Source organism: Streptomyces albiflavescens (assembly GCF_014645835.1).
In the GTDB taxonomy this organism is placed as follows: Bacteria; Actinomycetota; Actinomycetes; order Streptomycetales; family Streptomycetaceae; genus Streptomyces; species Streptomyces albiflavescens.
The window spans coordinates 87,573-103,590 of record NZ_BMMM01000012.1 but is presented as its reverse complement, the minus strand read 5'-3'; the positions used below and the strand labels follow the sequence as shown (position 1 = coordinate 103,590).

The following is a 16,018-nucleotide window of genomic DNA, read 5'->3' as shown; positions in this document are numbered from 1 at the left end:
CATCGTGCTCGTGTCCGTCTCGGCGGTGCTGCTGCTCGGACTGCTCATCTGGTTCCTGCTGCGCATCCGCTATCTGCGCTGGGCCGACCTGCTGCTCTGCTCGGCCTTCGGCTTCCTGCTCGCCCGGACGATGGCCGCGCCCCTCGTGGCCACGGTCCTCGACGGCCTGGGCGCCTTCCTCGGAGGGCTCCGCTTCTGACCCATCCCACACGGCCTCAGCTGAACAGCGCCCGCACAACGGGCTCCCGACGGGGCGCGAAGTCGCCAAACCCGACCCCGTCAGGAACCCACTCCATCCGCCACGTGAGCAGTGAAAGGAGCACCCTCACTTTGTCCACCGCGCATCGTCCGCGCAAATCCCCTCCGCTCGACTGCGAGCTGAGGGACAGAGAACAGCCGACCTGCTTCGGACGGGAACAGGTCGTTCTCGTCGGACTCGACGGCTTCGAACGCTGGCTCTGCCCGGCGCACGCTGCCGCTCTCTGGCTCACCGATCCGACGCTTCGCTTCAGTGCCAAGACTCGGCCCCAAGGGATCTCTGCCGTCATGTGGCAGGCGTTCGGCGGCGGTGGTCGTCCATGACCACGTCTTCCCTGCCTCTCCCGAAGGACGTCTCCGCGCTGATCGACAGGGCCGGAGAACCGGGCTTCGAGGCCTGGCGACGCCAGATCATCCGCCTCGGTGGCTGCACCAACCCGATTCACCTCGTCGGCACTGCTACGGTCGTCGACTCGTCGACCGGCGAGGCCCTGCTCTCGTACGGCTCGGACGTCTACGGCGGCCGACTGCTCACCGCCTGCGGCAACCGCCGGGCGACGGTCTGCCCGACCTGCGCCCGCATCTACCAGGCGGACACGTACCAACTGATCCGTGCCGGACTGGTCGGCGGCAAGAGCGTGGGGGAGGAAGTGGGTGGCCACCCGCGGGTGTTCGCGACGCTCACCGCTCCTGGCTTCGGCCCGGTCCACACTCGCCGGGAGCGTGACAGCCGCGTACGGGCCTGCCGACCCCGCAAGTCCGGGGAGTCCTGCCCGCATGGATCGCTGGCCGGGTGCCACGCACGGCACACGGACGACGACCCGCGGCTTGGGGAACCTCTCTGCCCGCGCTGCTACGACTACGCCGGAGCCGTGCTCTGGCAGGCGCAATCAGGTGGTCTCTGGCACCGCTTCGTCCTGGAGCTGCGTCGCGAGATCGCCCGGACGGCTGGGCTCTCCCGTGGGGAGTTCGGCGAGAGCGCCCGGCTGTCGTACGCCAAGGTCGCCGAGTATCAGCGGCGCGGACTGGTCCACTTCCATGCAGTCATCCGCCTCGACGGCCCGGAGGGGGCCAACTCGACTCCGCCGGGCTGGGCCACGACCGCTCTGCTCTCGGCGGCTGTCCGCGGTGCTGCCGAGAGGGTGCGGCTCCTGGCTCCCGGATGGGACATCGTCGGCCCGCGTTTGCTGAGGTTCGGAGAGCAGATCGACGTACGCCCCATCTCTGCTTTCGGGGCGGGGGAGCGGCTGACCTCGGCGGCTGTCACCGGTTACATCGCCAAGTACGCGACGAAGGGCGCCGAGACCGCCGGCGCGGTGGACGGTCGTATTCACGGGGCCCGGGACTTGGTCCTATTGCCCGTACGCGCCCACGTGCTCCGCATGATCAGCACGTGCTGGTGGCTCGGCGGCTTGCCGGACTTCGCATCGCTCGGCTTACGGCGTTGGGCGCACATGCTCGGCTACGGCGGCCACTTCTCCAGCAAGTCGCGGCGCTACTCCACCACTCTGACCGCACTCCGGCAGGCTCGCGCAGAGCATCGCGCGGAGGAGCAGCGAACCGCCTTCGGTTTCGGCTCGCGGCCCACGGTCACGGTCGGCGCGTGGCGCTACGCCGGGCGCGGCTACTCGCCGGAAGCGGCGCTCCTGGCTGCTTCGGTACGGGAGGGCGGTGCTTCCCGTGGCGCGTGACGCCCGTACGAAATCGGCCGAACTTCTCACCGTTCGGCAGGTACTCGATGAGCTCGGCGGCATCTCCCGGCGCACGTTCTACCGCTGGCGGGAGCTCCGTATCGCCCCGGCCTGCATACGGCTGCCGAACGGTGAGCTGCGGGTTCGGCGTGACGTGCTCAACGACTGGTTGGAGGAGCGGGCGGAGGGGGTGGCCTCGTGAAGTCGTACAAAGTCTCTGTCTGGAAGCTGTCGGTCAACAAGACCACCAAGAAGCCGACTTACCTCGTGCGCTGGGTGGTCGACGGACAGCCGTTCAGCGAGTCGCACAAGACAAAGGCGCTGGCCGATCGCTTCCGCGCCAAGCTCGTGCGGGCACTCGACAAGGGGGAGCCGTTCGACACGGTGACGGGTCTCCCCGACTCTCTGCGGGGTGGGAAGGCGGCCTTGTCCTTCCTCGACCTGGCGATCAAGTACGTCGATGCCCGGTGGTCGGAGGCATCGGCCAAGCATCGGGACAGCATGACCGATGCCTTGGCGACGGTCGTTCCCGTCCTCATCAAACCGGGACGGGGGCGGCCAGCCTCGGAGACATTGCGTCGCGCGCTTCGTTCGTACGTCCTGCCCGTGCCGCGCAGGGACCAGGAGCGTCCGGAAGAGATCGCCTCTGCTGTCCGCTGGATCGAGAAGGCGTCGCTTCCGGTCGGAGAGCTGCAGGAGATCGCCCGTGTCCATGAGCTGATCGACGGACTGGGGCGGAGGCTGGACGGCAAGCCTGCGGCGATGCAGACGTATCGGCGTCGGCGGGCGGTGGTCTTCAACGCGCTCGAATACGCGGTGGAGCTGGAGCACCTCACGTCCAACCCGCTGAGCCGGGTACGGCGCAAGCGTGGCAAGGGCGCGGTGCAGGAAGTCGACCGCCGGGTCGTGGTCAATCCGCGGCAGGCTCGGGAACTGCTGACCGCGCTCACCTACGTGGGCGGCTTCGAGCGGGCGAGCGGTCGGCGGCTGCGGGCCTTCTTCGGATGCCTGTACTACGCGGCCATGCGGCCGGGCGAGGCGCTCGGGCTCCGCCGCTCCGACTGCACGCTTCCGGCGTCGGGCTGGGGGCGTATCGAACTGGCAGAGACGCGTCCCTCGGCGGGGAAGGCGTGGACCGACTCCGGCGAGGCGCATGATCGGCGGGGGCTGAAGCAGCGGGCCCAGGGCGAGGTGCGCATCGTGCCGATTCCGCCTCCGCTGGTGCGGCTGCTGCGCGAGCACTTGAAGGAGTTCGGCACGGCGAAGGACGGCCGGCTGTTCTCCAGCGAGCGGGGCAACGTGATCGCGGCCTCCTCGTACTCGCGTGCGTGGAAGCAGGCGCGGGAACTCGCCCTCGTACCCGATCAAGTGGCCTCGGTCCTCGCCTTCCGGCCGTACGACCTCCGTCACGCGGGAGTCTCCCAGTGGCTCAACTCCGGTGTCCCGGCCCCGGAGGTCGCCGCTCGCGCGGGCCACTCGGTGGACGTGCTTCTGAAGATCTACGCCAAGTGCATCGACGGTCAGGAGCAGGAGATGAACGACCGAATCATGCAAGGGCTGGGGGAGGAGGACGGCACCGCAGACTGATCAATCGCACGACTGGCGAATGCGAGCCCCGGGCTGGGAACGGTCCGGGGCTCGCGCCCGTCCACGTATGGTCCACAGAGCCGAGTCCGGAGGCCGGGCACAGGCCCTCTGACCTGGCGCGAAGCCCTTCAAGATCAACACGCTATTACAGCGTGATCACTGGCAAACGGCTGCTTTCGGCGGCATCCGCCTGCGCATGATCGTAGATACGCGAAGACCCCGGCCTCAGCGTTTCCGCTGGTGACGGGGTCTTTGGGCACCTCATGCAGGGTGCCCCCGGCAGGATTCGAACCTGCGCACACGGCTCCGGAGGCCGTTGCTCTATCCCCTGAGCTACGGGGGCGTGTCGGGCGCGGTGTTCGCGGCGACGGGTAGAACCCTACCAGCTCTTTCCGGGGTGATTGCCACGGGTTTTGGCGGGGGAGAGGTGGTGTTCCGGGGAGGGGGCGGTGGCTCTGTTCTCGGGGTGAGGGCCTGGTCCGGGCGGAGTGGCGGCGGGGCGTGGGGCGGAGTGGCGGCGGAACCCGGGGTGGCGTGATGGCGGGACGCGGGTGAGGTGGTGGAGGGGGCACGAGCCGAGCCCGTGCGTAACCTCAGCGCGGGGTGGAACGTGACTCCCGCACGGGGTCGAACCTCACCCCCGGACGGGGTGGAAGTCGGGAAAACCCGGACGCGGCGGCGGGCGCGGACCTACTCTCGAGTTGTGCCAGGCGCGTCCGGTCGGGTGCTTGTTGTGGACGACAACAAGGTCATCCGGCAGCTGATCAGGGTCAACCTCGAACTGGAGGGTCTCGAGGTCGTGACCGCGGCCGACGGTGCCGAGTGCCTGGACATCGTGCACCAGGTGCGGCCCGATGTCGTGACCCTCGATGTGGTGATGCCCCGGCTGGACGGGCTGCGGACCGCCGCCCGGCTCCGTGCCGATCCCCTCACCCGGAATCTTCCGCTCGCGATCGTGAGTGCCTGCACTCAGTACGAGGTCGAGAGCGGGCTGGATGTGGGTGTCGACGCCTTTCTCGCCAAGCCTTTCGAACCTGCCGAACTCGTGCGGCTCGTACGCCAGTTGATGGAGCGGCGGAGGCCTGGGGGCAGCGCGGAGGGCGGTGGTGAGGGTGGCTCGCCCTCGTTCGAGGACGCCTTCGGCGCCACCGCCGGGGTCGAGGAAGCCGAGCGCGCAGGACGCGCCGGTCACTGACCGCTGCGCATGGCCGGGCCGTCGCCGACAGATACGACCGCCCCAACGGGTGCGGATGGCCGTTGCTCACGGATATGACCATCCCTCCGACCGGGCACGCTTGACCGTCGCTGACGAATGCGGCCGTCCCGGACGCGTGTGCCGTGTGCCTGACGGGCCCTGCCGGATACGACCGTCCCCGACCGAACATGCACGACCGTCGCTGACCAAATGCGCCCGTCCCGGACGCGTGCGCCCGACCGGCGCTGACGAATACGACCATCCGTCACGACCACCAGTCACGACCACCAGTCACGACCACCAGTCACGACTCAGTTACAACCACCCATTACGCCCATCCATAACCCACACGAAGCCCCACCTCCCCGCACCGCCCACAGCCCCAGCCGGCACACCCGCCACCCAACCCGACCCCCGTCCGCCGCAGCGTGCAGCCGCCTGGTCCGGCGCCACCCGGCGGTTCCGGGTCCGTCCACATCCCGGACCGTCGCCCAAACCGACTCGCCTACCCACCCCCCTCCTCCCCTACGCTTGTCCCGTGACCCCCGTCGAGCTCTCCCGTACCGTGCTGTGCGCGGTGCGTCGTGCTGTCGACGCGGGGGAGCTGAGTGTCGTCGTGCCCGCACGGGCCGTGGTCACGTTGCCGGGGCCGGGCGGGTCTGGGGATTACGCCACGAACATCGCCCTCCAGCTGGCGCGTCAGGCCGGGCGGCCGCCCCTGCGGGTCGCCGAGATCCTGCGGCCGCACATCAGCGGCGCCCCCGGTGTCGCGGACGTCGCGATCACCGGACCGGGGTTTCTGAACATTCGCCTCGGCGGTGGGGCGTCCGCCGCCCTGGTGGAAGATGTCCTGCGGCAGGGGCCGACGTACGGGCACAGTGACGTACTGGCCGGGCAGGTCGTCGAGCTGCGCGTGCCGTACGACACCCGTGCCGAGGTCGTCGCCGACACCCTCGTGCGGATCGTCGCCACCCAGGGCGGACGCGCCGAGGTGCGGCACGCCGAGCCGGTGAACCTGCGGCCCGTGCCGGCGCCGGAGGACCCCGCCCCGCTCGGCCCCGACGCCGCCCGCTGGGCCCTGCTGCATCCCGCACCCCATGACCGGCCCCGGATCACCGCCGACCACCTCGTTCAGCGCGAGAGCAACCCTCTCTTCCGCGTTCGGTACGCCCACGCCCGCACCCGGGCCCTGCGCCGCAACGCCGCCGCGCTCGGATACGTCGGCGACCCCGGTGACGTACGTCACGAGGGCGAGCTCCTCGGCCTCCTCGGTGCCTTCGCCGAGTACCCGCACGCCCTGCGCGTCGCCGCGACCCAGCGCACGCCCGACCGGCTCGCGCGGCACCTCGTCGACACCGCCGACGCCTTCCTCGCCCACCAGCACACCGTGCTGCCGCTCGGCGACGAGAAACCCTCGGCCGCCCATCGCGCCCGGCTCGCGCTCGCCGAAGCCGCCGGGACGGTGCTGGCCGGCGGCCTGTCCCTGCTCGGCATCAGTGCCCCTGACTATCTGTGAGAGAAGAATGAGCCGTTCCGCACACCCCGCCGGGCCCCGTCACGCCGACGTCCTCCCCGAGGGCCACTACACCGCCCCGCCCGCCGACCTCAACGCCCTCGACCCCAAGGTCTGGGCGCACACTGTCACCCGTGACCAGAACGGTGTGGTGAATGTCGGAGGGATCGAAGTCACGCGGCTCGCCGAGGAGTTCGGCACTCCCGCCTACTTCCTCGACGAGGCGGACTTCCGGTCCCGGGCGCGTGCCTGGCGTACCGCCTTCGGACACGACGCCGATGTCTTCTACGCCGGCAAGGCCTTCCTGTCACGCGCCGTCGTGCGGTGGCTGCACGAGGAGGGCCTCAATCTGGATGTGTGCTCCGGCGGCGAGCTCGCCACCGCCCTCTCCGCCGGCATGCCCGCCGATCGCATCGCCTTCCACGGCAACAACAAGTCCGAAACCGAAATTCGTACGGCCATCGAGGCCGGCGTCGGACGCATCGTCCTCGACTCCTTCCAGGAGATCGTCCGTGTCGCCCACATCGCCCAGTCCCTCGGCAAGCGGCAGCGTGTGCAGATCCGGGTGACGGTCGGCGTGGAGGCGCACACCCACGAGTTCATCGCCACCGCTCACGAGGACCAGAAGTTCGGGATCCCGCTGGCCGGGGGGCAGGCCGCCGAGGCCGTACGGCGTGCGCTCCAGCTCGACGGGCTCGAACTCATCGGCATCCACAGCCACATCGGCTCGCAGATCTTCGACATGTCGGGCTTCGAGGTCGCCGCGCACCGCGTCGTCGGGCTGCTCAAGGCGATCCGTGACGAGCACGGTGTCGAGCTGCCCGAGATCGACCTCGGTGGCGGTCTCGGCATCGCGTACACGAGTGACGACGATCCTCGCGAGCCGCACGAGATCGCCAAGGCCCTCAGCGAGATCGTCACGCGTGAGTGCGAAGCCGCGAAGCTGCGGACGCCTCGGATCTCTGTGGAGCCCGGGCGCGCCATCGTGGGCCCGACCGCCTTCACCCTGTACGAAGTCGGCACCATCAAGCCGCTCGACGGGCTGCGCACGTACGTCTCCGTGGACGGCGGCATGTCGGACAACATCCGTACCGCCCTGTACGACGCCGAGTACAGCGTCGCCCTCGTGTCGCGTACGTCCGACGCCGAGCCCATGCTCGTCCGCGTCGTCGGCAAGCACTGCGAGAGCGGCGACATCGTGGTGAAGGACGCCTTCCTGCCCTCCGACCTGGCCGCCGGCGACCTCATCGCGGTTCCGGCGACCGGCGCGTACTGCCGCTCGATGGCCAGCAACTACAACCACGCGCTGCGCCCGCCCGTCGTCGCCGTCAACGACGGCGGGGCCCGGGTGATCGTCCGCCGCGAGACGGAAGAGGATCTCCTGCGTCTGGACGTCGGCTGAAAGAAGCCCCTGAGGCGGGCTGGAAGCAGCCCCCGAGGCGGGGTCGAAGAAGCCCCCGGGGGCGACGAAAGATCTCCTGTGCGTCGCCCCCGGAAAAATGAAATAGACATCTCACGATCCGGACGATGGATAGAAACTCCCGTCCGGTGAGTGAGACTGGTCCAACCGAAGACGGTATGAGGAAACGAGGTCGGATGATGCGTACGCGTCCGCTGAAGGTGGCGCTGCTGGGCTGTGGGGTTGTCGGCTCAGAGGTGGCGCGCATCATGACGACGCACGCCGATGACCTCGCCGCGCGCATCGGAGCCCCCATCGAGCTGGCCGGTGTCGCCGTCCGGCGGCCCTCCAAGGTCCGCGAGGGCATCCCGGCGGACCTCATCACCACCGACGCCACTGCCCTCGTCAAACGCGGCGACATCGACGTCGTCGTCGAGGTCATCGGCGGTATCGAGCCCGCCCGCTCCCTCATCACCACCGCCTTCGAGCACGGCGCCTCCGTGGTTTCCGCCAACAAGGCGCTGCTCGCCCAGGACGGGGCCGCGCTGCACGCGGAGGCGCAAGAGAACGGCAAGGACCTCTACTACGAGGCCGCCGTCGCCGGTGCCATCCCGCTGATCCGGCCGCTGCGCGAATCCCTGGCCGGCGACAAGATCAACCGCGTGATGGGCATCGTCAACGGAACGACGAACTTCATCCTCGACAAGATGGACTCCACGGGGGCCGGCTACCAGGAGGCCCTCGACGAGGCCACCGCCCTGGGATACGCCGAGGCCGACCCGACCGCCGATGTCGAAGGCTTCGACGCCGCCGCCAAGGCAGCGATCCTGGCCGGAATCGCCTTCCACACGCGCGTGCGCCTCGACGACGTCTACCGCGAGGGCATGAGCGAGGTCACCTCCGCCGACTTCGCCTCGGCGAAGGAGATGGGCTGCACCATCAAGCTGCTCGCCATTTGTGAGCGGGCCGCCGACGGGGGCTCGGTCACGGCGCGCGTGCACCCGGCGATGATTCCGCTGAGCCACCCGCTCGCCTCCGTGCGCGGCGCGTACAACGCCGTGTTCGTGGAGTCGGATGCCGCCGGGCAGCTCATGTTCTACGGGCCGGGCGCCGGCGGCTCCCCGACGGCCTCCGCCGTGCTCGGCGACCTCGTCGCCGTCTGCCGCAACAAGCTCAGCGGTGCGACCGGGCCCGGCGACTCCGCCTACGCCCAGCTGCCCGTGTCGCCCATGGGTGACGTCGTGACGCGCTACCACATCAGCCTCGACGTGGCGGACAAACCGGGTGTTCTCGCCCAGGTCGCCACGGTCTTCGCCGAGCATGGCGTGTCCATCGATACGGTTCGCCAGCAGGGCAAGGACGGCGAGGCCTCCCTCGTCGTCGTCACCCACCGTGCGTCCGACGCGTCCCTGAACGGGACCGTCGAGTCGCTGCGCAACCTCGACACCGTGCGGGGTGTCGCCAGCATCATGCGGGTTGAAGGAGAGTAACCAGCAATGACCCACCAGTGGCGCGGAATCATCGAGGAGTACCGGGACCGGCTGCCGGTATCCGACAGCACGCCGGTCGTGACGCTCCGTGAGGGCGGCACGCCGCTCGTGCCCGCGCAGGTGCTCTCCGAGCGCACGGGCTGCGAGGTCCACCTCAAGGTGGAGGGTGCCAACCCGACCGGGTCCTTCAAGGACCGCGGTATGACCATGGCCATCACGAAGGCCAAGGAGGAAGGCGCGAAGGCCGTCATCTGTGCCTCCACCGGCAACACGTCCGCCTCCGCGGCGGCCTATGCCGTACGGGCCGGGATGGTCTCCGCCGTCCTCGTTCCGCAGGGCAAGATCGCGCTCGGCAAGATGGGCCAGGCCCTCGTGCACGGTGCGAAGATCCTCCAGGTCGACGGCAACTTCGACGACTGTCTGACACTGGCGCGCTCACTGTCCGACAACTACCCGGTGGCGCTGGTCAATTCGGTCAACCCGGTGCGCATCGAGGGTCAGAAGACCGCTGCCTTCGAGATCGTGGACATGCTCGGCGACGCGCCCGACATCCACGTCCTGCCGGTGGGCAACGCGGGCAACATCACCGCGTACTGGAAGGGCTACACCGAGTACGCCGCCGACGGCATCGCCAAGCGGACGCCCCGTATGTGGGGCTTCCAGGCCTCCGGATCCGCCCCCATCGTGCGCGGTGAGGTCGTCAAGGACCCCTCGACCATCGCCACCGCGATCCGCATCGGCAACCCGGCCTCGTGGAAGTTCGCGTTGGCCGCGCGGGACGAATCAGGCGGTCTCATCGACGAGGTGACGGACCGTGAGATTCTGCGCGCCTACCGGCTGTTGGCCGCCCAGGAGGGCGTCTTCGTCGAGCCCGCCTCCGCCGCGTCCGTCGCCGGTCTGCTGAAGGCCGCCGAGCAGGGCAAGGTCGACCCGGGCCAGACGATCGTCTGCACGGTCACCGGCAACGGCCTCAAGGACCCCGACTGGGCTGTCGCGGGCGCCCCGCAGCCGGTCACGGTCCCGGTGGACGCGGTGACGGCGGCGGAGCGGCTCGGCCTGGCATAGAGCGGAGCGGCTCGGCCTGGCGTCAGGCCGAACGGCTCGGCCTGGCGCAGGCCGAGTGGCGCTGCCTGGCGCAAGGCCGAGCGGTGCTGCTTGGCGTAAACCCGCCTGGCGTAAACCCGCCAGAGTCGGCCGGTGGACCGCAGAGTTTGCAGAAGGCGGGCGAGAACCGCGTCGGAGGCGGGCGGAAAATCGCCAGAAGCCGACGAAAACCGCCCGACGCCGGGGCCATCCCTACGGCAACCCCACGGGGGGTGCACAGGGGGCTTACGACACGCATCGTGCGCCTCCTGTGCGCCCTATGTCGCCACAGAACCTTCCTTCGATAGGCTGTACCGAACCCGCCCGCCGCATATGCCGCGGTGCCGCGCCGTCATTACGGTCTCCGGGTCTTCCACACGTATCGCAACTCGTCGCAGTTCATCTCAATTCATCGAAGATCTCGTACATCACGCAGCTCAAGGAGAGTCATCGAGCGATGGCCGGTCCAGCGTTCCGCGCCGCCGCCGTCCGGGTGCGCGTCCCCGCCACCAGTGCCAATCTCGGCCCGGGCTTCGACGCCCTCGGTCTGTCACTGGGGCTCTACGACGACGTGGTCGTCAGGGTGGCCGACTCCGGGTTGCACATCGACATCGCAGGTGAGGGCAGCGAGACGCTCCCGCGCGACGAGAGTCACCTCCTCGTACGCTCCCTGCGCACCGCCTTCGATCTGCTGGGCGGACAGCCGCGCGGTCTCGAGATCGTCTGCGCCAACCGCATCCCGCACGGGCGGGGCCTCGGCTCCTCCTCCGCCGCCATCTGCGCCGGCATCGTCGCCGCGCGCGCCGTGACCATAGGCGGGGACAGCAAGCTCGACGACACCGCGCTCCTGGAGCTCGCCACCGAGATCGAGGGACACCCCGACAATGTCGCGGCCTGTCTGCTCGGCGGCTTCACGCTCTCCTGGATGGAGGCCGGTGCGGCGCGGGCGATCAGGATGGAGCCCGCCGATTCCATCGTTCCGGTGGTTTTCGTACCGGGAAAGCCGGTGCTCACCGAGACCGCGCGCGGACTGCTGCCGCGCACCGTGCCGCATGTCGACGCCGCCGCCAACGCGGGCCGCGCCGCACTGCTCGTCGAGGCCCTGACCCGGCGCCCCGAGCTGCTGCTGCCCGCCACCGAGGACCGGCTGCACCAGGAGTACCGCGCCCCGGCGATGCCGGAGAGCACGGCTCTCGTGGAGCGGCTGCGCGCCGATGGCATCCCCGCGGTGATCTCCGGCGCGGGCCCCACCGTCCTCGCCCTTGCGGACCGGGCATCGGCCGACAAGGTGGCCGATCTCGCAGGTCAGGGCTGGGCCGCCAATCGGCTGGACCTCGATGCCCAAGGGGCCAGTGTGCTGCCGCTCGCACCCCTCGGGGTCAATTAGCGGCGCACGGATGCAGGATTTGGAGAGGGGGAATGTTTGTTGGATCCGGTAGTGTTAACCTCAAGTCTGCACCCGAACCCACCATGTCGAGGTGCTTCGTGTCCCCGTCCGGGACAACCATCCTTCCGGGAGCCTCCCAAACTGCTTTGTCGCATGCATTGGGTGCTATGCGCTGAGCAGTACTGACCACGCTCCGGAACCGGCGTGACCGTGCCGATGACACCGCACATCAGTGCCACGGCTCCGGAATCGTCATCTCCAGATATTTCTTCCGCCTTTTTGGCGGACCACCGCCCCGGCACGGTCCACACAGCAAGGACCAAAGCCGGACAGCACAACCGGTCGCCGAGCCAGACAGGCCGACGTCCGCTCCAGGGAAGGACCCTTCGTGAGCGACACCACCGATCTGATGGGCGCACGTGTCGAGGAGACCGCTGCCGCGCCCGCCACGGACGCCTCCGCGCCTGCCACCGGTGCCGGCTCCCGGCGGCGCCGCGGTACCGGCCTCGAGGGCATGGTGCTGGCCGAGCTGCAGCAGGTCGCATCCGGCCTCGGCATCAGGGGCACCGCGCGCATGCGTAAGAGCCAGCTGATCGAGGTCATCAAGGAGGCGCAGGCGGGAGGGGGAGCCCCGGCGAAGACCGCCGAGGCAGCCACCGAGACCAAGCCGAAGCGCCGGGCCACCTCGAAGTCCCGTACGGGCGACGAGACCGCGGCTCAGGCCGAGAAGAAGGCCGAGAAGGTCGCCGCCGAGAAGGCCGTGGCCCAGCAGCAGATCGAGATCCCCGGCCAGCCCGCTGGGGGCCCCTCCCGCGCGAGCGCAGCCGAGCATGGGGGAGAAGCCGAGCGTGCGGGAGACGACGTCCCCGCTGAGCGCCGTCGTCGCCGTGCCACCGCCGAGGCCGGCAGCCCCGAGACGGTCGCCGCCGAGGCGAAGGCCGAGACGCCGGTCCAGGCGCAGGGCGAGCCCAAGGGCGACACCGCCGAGGGTGCCGACGGCCGTCAGGGCCGCCGTGACCGCCGTGACCGCGACCGTGGTGGCCGTGACCGCGACCGCCGAGGCAAGGGCGACGAGCAGCAGGGCGGCCAGGGCGGTGGCCAGCAGCGTCAGGACCGCCAGGACCGTCAGCAGCAGGGCGGCGGCCGTCAGGACCGCCAGCAGCCGCGTGACAACGGTCCGCGGGCCGACGAGGACGGGGACGACTTCGAGGGTGGCCGTCGCGGCCGTCGCGGGCGCTACCGTGACCGTCGTGGCCGTCGTGGCCGCGACGAGATCGCCGAGCCGCAGCTCGCCGAGGACGACGTCCTGATCCCCGTCGCGGGCATCCTGGACATCCTCGACAACTACGCCTTCATCCGTACGTCGGGCTACCTGCCGGGTCCCAACGACGTGTACGTCTCCCTCGCCCAGGTCCGCAAGAACGGCCTGCGCAAGGGCGACCACGTCACCGGCGCGGTCCGGCAGCCGAAGGAGGGCGAGCGCCGCGAGAAGTTCAACGCTCTCGTCCGCCTGGACTCCGTCAACGGCATGGCGCCCGAATCCGGGCGCGGGCGGCCGGAGTTCAACAAGCTGACGCCGCTGTACCCGCAGGACCGGCTCCGTCTGGAGACCGACCCGGGCGTGCTGACCACCCGCATCATCGACCTCGTCGCGCCGATCGGTAAGGGCCAGCGCGGTCTGATCGTGGCCCCGCCGAAGACCGGCAAGACCATGATCATGCAGGCGATCGCCAACGCGATCACGCACAACAACCCCGAGTGCCACCTGATGGTCGTCCTGGTCGACGAGCGTCCGGAAGAGGTCACCGACATGCAGCGGTCGGTCAAGGGCGAGGTCATCTCCTCGACCTTCGACCGTCCGGCCGAGGACCACACCACGGTCGCGGAGCTCGCCATCGAGCGCGCCAAGCGCCTGGTGGAGCTGGGTCACGACGTCGTCGTGCTGCTCGACTCGATCACGCGTCTGGGCCGTGCGTACAACCTCGCCGCCCCGGCCTCCGGCCGCATCCTGTCCGGTGGTGTCGACTCGACGGCCCTCTACCCGCCGAAGCGCTTCTTCGGTGCCGCGCGCAACATCGAGGACGGCGGCTCGCTGACCATCCTCGCGACCGCGCTCGTCGACACCGGGTCCCGCATGGACGAGGTGATCTTCGAGGAGTTCAAGGGCACCGGCAACGCCGAGCTCAAGCTCGACCGGAAGCTCGCCGACAAGCGCATCTTCCCGGCGGTGGACGTCGACGCGTCCGGCACCCGTAAGGAAGAGATCCTGCTCGGCAGCGACGAGCTCGCCATCACCTGGAAGCTGCGCCGCGTGCTGCACGCGCTCGACCAGCAGCAGGCGATCGAGCTGCTGCTCGACAAGATGAAGCAGACGAAGTCGAACGCCGAGTTCCTGCTCCAGATCCAGAAGACGACGCCGATGCCGAACGGCAACGACTGAGTCCGTAGGGCAAGCAAGACAAGGGCCGCCCCCGTCACGCAGGTGACGGGGGCGGCCCTTTGCGCTGCCTGGGGCAGGTGTACGATCTCGCTTCTTTCAGCATTCACTGAATTCCAGCGTTGAATTCACCTGTCTCAGGGGGGACTTGAGTGGATACATCCATATCCGGCCGCGGTCGTCACAGACGTCGGCTACGCATCGTCGTGCCTGTCGCGGCGGCAGGCCTGGCGGCCGCCGTCGCCGGCGCGCTCCTGATGTCGTCCGCGAACGCCGCCACCGCGCTGCCGACGCCGACCGTCAAGCCCAGCACCTCCTCGCCCGGCCTGGCCGAGCTGGAGAGGCGTGTCGCGGGGGGCATCGCGGGGGACGACACGGCGGGTCGGACGACCCAGAAGTCGTCGCTCAGCGCCAGTACGAACACGGCGAGCGTCGACCCGAAGATCATCGGTGGCAGCGAGACCACCATCAGCACCGCCCCGTGGATGGCCCAGCTCTGGTACTACGACGACAAGGGCACCTCCGACGAGAGCGACGACCTCGGCTTCTTCTGCGGCGGCTCCGTCGTGTCGCCGACGAAGATCCTCACCGCCGCGCACTGCGTCAAGGGCTACAACTGGTACAAGTACGGCGCCGTCGTCACCGGCACCGCCCAGCTGCCGACCACCGACAGCTCCGGCAACACAGACCTGCACGGCGGCACCGTCTCCCTGCCCCTGCGGCAGTGGAACCACCCGTCGTACAGCTCGACGACCATCGACAACGACATCGCGGTCCTCACGCTGGACACCCCGGTCACCGCCAAGCCGATCCGGATGACGACGTCCGGTGACACCGCCTCGTACGCGGCCGGCACCAACGCGACGCTCTACGGCTGGGGCCGTACCAGCTCCACCACGCAGGACATCTCCGAGACGCTGAAGACGGCCACGCTGCCGATCAACTCCGACACGACGTGTGCCGGTGCCTACGGCAGCGACTTCATCAAGGGCCACATGGTCTGCGCCGGCAAGCCGGCGACCGGCAGCGACACCGGCACCACCACGGCGTGCAACGGCGACTCCGGCGGTCCGCTGATCGTCGGCGGCCGTATCGTCGGCGTCGTCTCCTGGGGTGTGGAGGACTGCGTCGCGAAGGGCGCGTACAGCGTCTTCTCGAAGGTCAGCACGTATGTGGGCGCCGCGTACCCGCGCGTCGAGGACGGCAACCTGAGCCGTGACCACAAGGCCGACCTGTGGGTGCGCAACTCCTCCACCAAGACCGGTTACGAGAAGGACTCCACGGGGTCCGCGTTCGCCGCGCGCCAGTCGTGGGGCGACTGGACCGGCGTCAACGTCGTGCTGCAGACCGATCTGAACCGGGACGGCGTCCAGGACCTCGTGGTCCGCGACAGTGCCACCGGCGACGTCTACTGGTCGCACTACGTGTGGGCGAGCCAGAGCTGGTCCACCGACAAGATCTTCAGCGACTGGAAGACCCGCACCCGCATCGTCGCTCCCGGCGACCTCACCGGCGACTACCTGCCCGACCTGCTCTCGGTCGACTCCGGCGGCGCCCTGTGGCTCTACCCGGGCAAGGGCAACGGCACCTTCTCGGCGCGCGTCCAGGTCAGCTCCGGCTGGAACCAGTACAACTCCGTGCGCGGCCACGGCGACTTCACCGGCGACGGCAAGGCCGACCTGCTCGCGCGCTCCAAGAGCAACGGCGACCTCTACCTGTACAAGGGCACCGGCAAGTCCGGCACGGGCGCCTTCTCCAGCCGCGTCAAGGTGCGCAGCGCCTGGACCGGCTACAACGCCTTCGACGCGGTCGGTGACATCACCGGCGACGGCAAGGCCGACTTCCTGGCCCGTACGCCCGGCGGCACGCTCTACCTGTACAAGGGCACCGGCAAGGCGACCAGCGAGATCTTCGCCACAAGGGTCTCCGTCGGTACCGATTTCAAGCAGTACGACATTTTCGGCTGAAATCGCAGGTG

At 69.5% G+C, this 16,018-nt stretch carries 12 protein-coding genes and 1 tRNA gene; 12 read left to right on the top strand and 1 reads right to left on the bottom strand.

The window, feature by feature from the left end:
* Positions 1-4: 4 nt before the first annotated feature.
* The 4 genes from IEY95_RS29445 (at position 5) to IEY95_RS29430 (ending at position 3,536) form a co-directional block, all read left to right on the top strand.
* Entirely contained in the window at positions 5-199 is a 195-nt protein-coding gene (locus IEY95_RS29445) for a hypothetical protein (RefSeq protein WP_189189195.1), read from the top strand.
* 379 nt (positions 200-578) lie between these two features.
* Positions 579-1,949, top strand: coding sequence for a replication initiator (locus tag IEY95_RS29440; protein WP_189189194.1), 1,371 nt, complete (start codon positions 579-581; stop codon positions 1,947-1,949).
* Positions 1,939-2,151 carry a helix-turn-helix transcriptional regulator gene (locus tag IEY95_RS29435; RefSeq protein ID WP_150216194.1) on the top strand — a complete coding sequence of 71 codons (213 nt, stop codon included), beginning with the start codon at positions 1,939-1,941 and terminating at the stop codon, positions 2,149-2,151. Before IEY95_RS29440 ends, IEY95_RS29435 begins: the two co-directional genes overlap by 11 nt.
* Positions 2,148-3,536 carry a tyrosine-type recombinase/integrase gene (locus IEY95_RS29430; protein WP_189189193.1) on the top strand — a complete coding sequence of 463 codons (1,389 nt, stop codon included), beginning with the start codon at positions 2,148-2,150 and terminating at the stop codon, positions 3,534-3,536. The genes IEY95_RS29435 and IEY95_RS29430 overlap by 4 nt, the downstream gene beginning before the upstream one ends.
* A gap of 271 nt (positions 3,537-3,807) precedes the next feature.
* Here IEY95_RS29430 and IEY95_RS29425 read toward each other — a convergent pair.
* A tRNA-Arg gene (locus tag IEY95_RS29425) sits at positions 3,808-3,879 on the bottom strand.
* A gap of 306 nt (positions 3,880-4,185) precedes the next feature.
* Here IEY95_RS29425 and IEY95_RS29420 point away from each other — a divergent pair.
* The 8 genes from IEY95_RS29420 (at position 4,186) to IEY95_RS29385 (ending at position 16,007) form a co-directional block, all read left to right on the top strand.
* Complete coding sequence (locus IEY95_RS29420) at positions 4,186-4,731, top strand: response regulator (protein WP_229703445.1); 546 nt, start codon at positions 4,186-4,188, stop codon at positions 4,729-4,731.
* A gap of 538 nt (positions 4,732-5,269) precedes the next feature.
* Positions 5,270-6,247 (top strand): ArgS-related anticodon-binding protein NrtL, encoded by a 978-nt coding sequence (gene nrtL / locus IEY95_RS29415; RefSeq protein WP_189189192.1) that lies wholly within the window; start codon positions 5,270-5,272, stop codon positions 6,245-6,247.
* Positions 6,248-6,254: 7 nt separating this feature from the next.
* Positions 6,255-7,646 (top strand): diaminopimelate decarboxylase, encoded by a 1,392-nt coding sequence (gene lysA / locus IEY95_RS29410; RefSeq protein WP_189189191.1) that lies wholly within the window; start codon positions 6,255-6,257, stop codon positions 7,644-7,646.
* A gap of 194 nt (positions 7,647-7,840) precedes the next feature.
* The gene (locus IEY95_RS29405) at positions 7,841-9,133 is read left to right on the top strand and encodes a homoserine dehydrogenase (RefSeq protein ID WP_189189190.1); all 1,293 of its coding nucleotides are present in this window, start codon (positions 7,841-7,843) and stop codon (positions 9,131-9,133) included.
* A gap of 6 nt (positions 9,134-9,139) precedes the next feature.
* Positions 9,140-10,198 carry a threonine synthase gene (gene thrC / locus IEY95_RS29400; RefSeq protein ID WP_189189189.1) on the top strand — a complete coding sequence of 353 codons (1,059 nt, stop codon included), beginning with the start codon at positions 9,140-9,142 and terminating at the stop codon, positions 10,196-10,198.
* 475 nt (positions 10,199-10,673) lie between these two features.
* Positions 10,674-11,603, top strand: coding sequence for a homoserine kinase (gene thrB / locus IEY95_RS29395; protein ID WP_189189188.1), 930 nt, complete (start codon positions 10,674-10,676; stop codon positions 11,601-11,603).
* Between the two features lie 388 nt (positions 11,604-11,991).
* Positions 11,992-14,043: a transcription termination factor Rho gene (gene rho / locus IEY95_RS29390; protein WP_189189187.1), complete on the top strand. Its 2,052-nt coding sequence runs from the start codon at positions 11,992-11,994 to the stop codon at positions 14,041-14,043.
* 254 nt (positions 14,044-14,297) lie between these two features.
* Positions 14,298-16,007, top strand: coding sequence for a trypsin-like serine protease (locus IEY95_RS29385; protein WP_189189407.1), 1,710 nt, complete (start codon positions 14,298-14,300; stop codon positions 16,005-16,007).
* Positions 16,008-16,018: the final 11 nt, after the last annotated feature.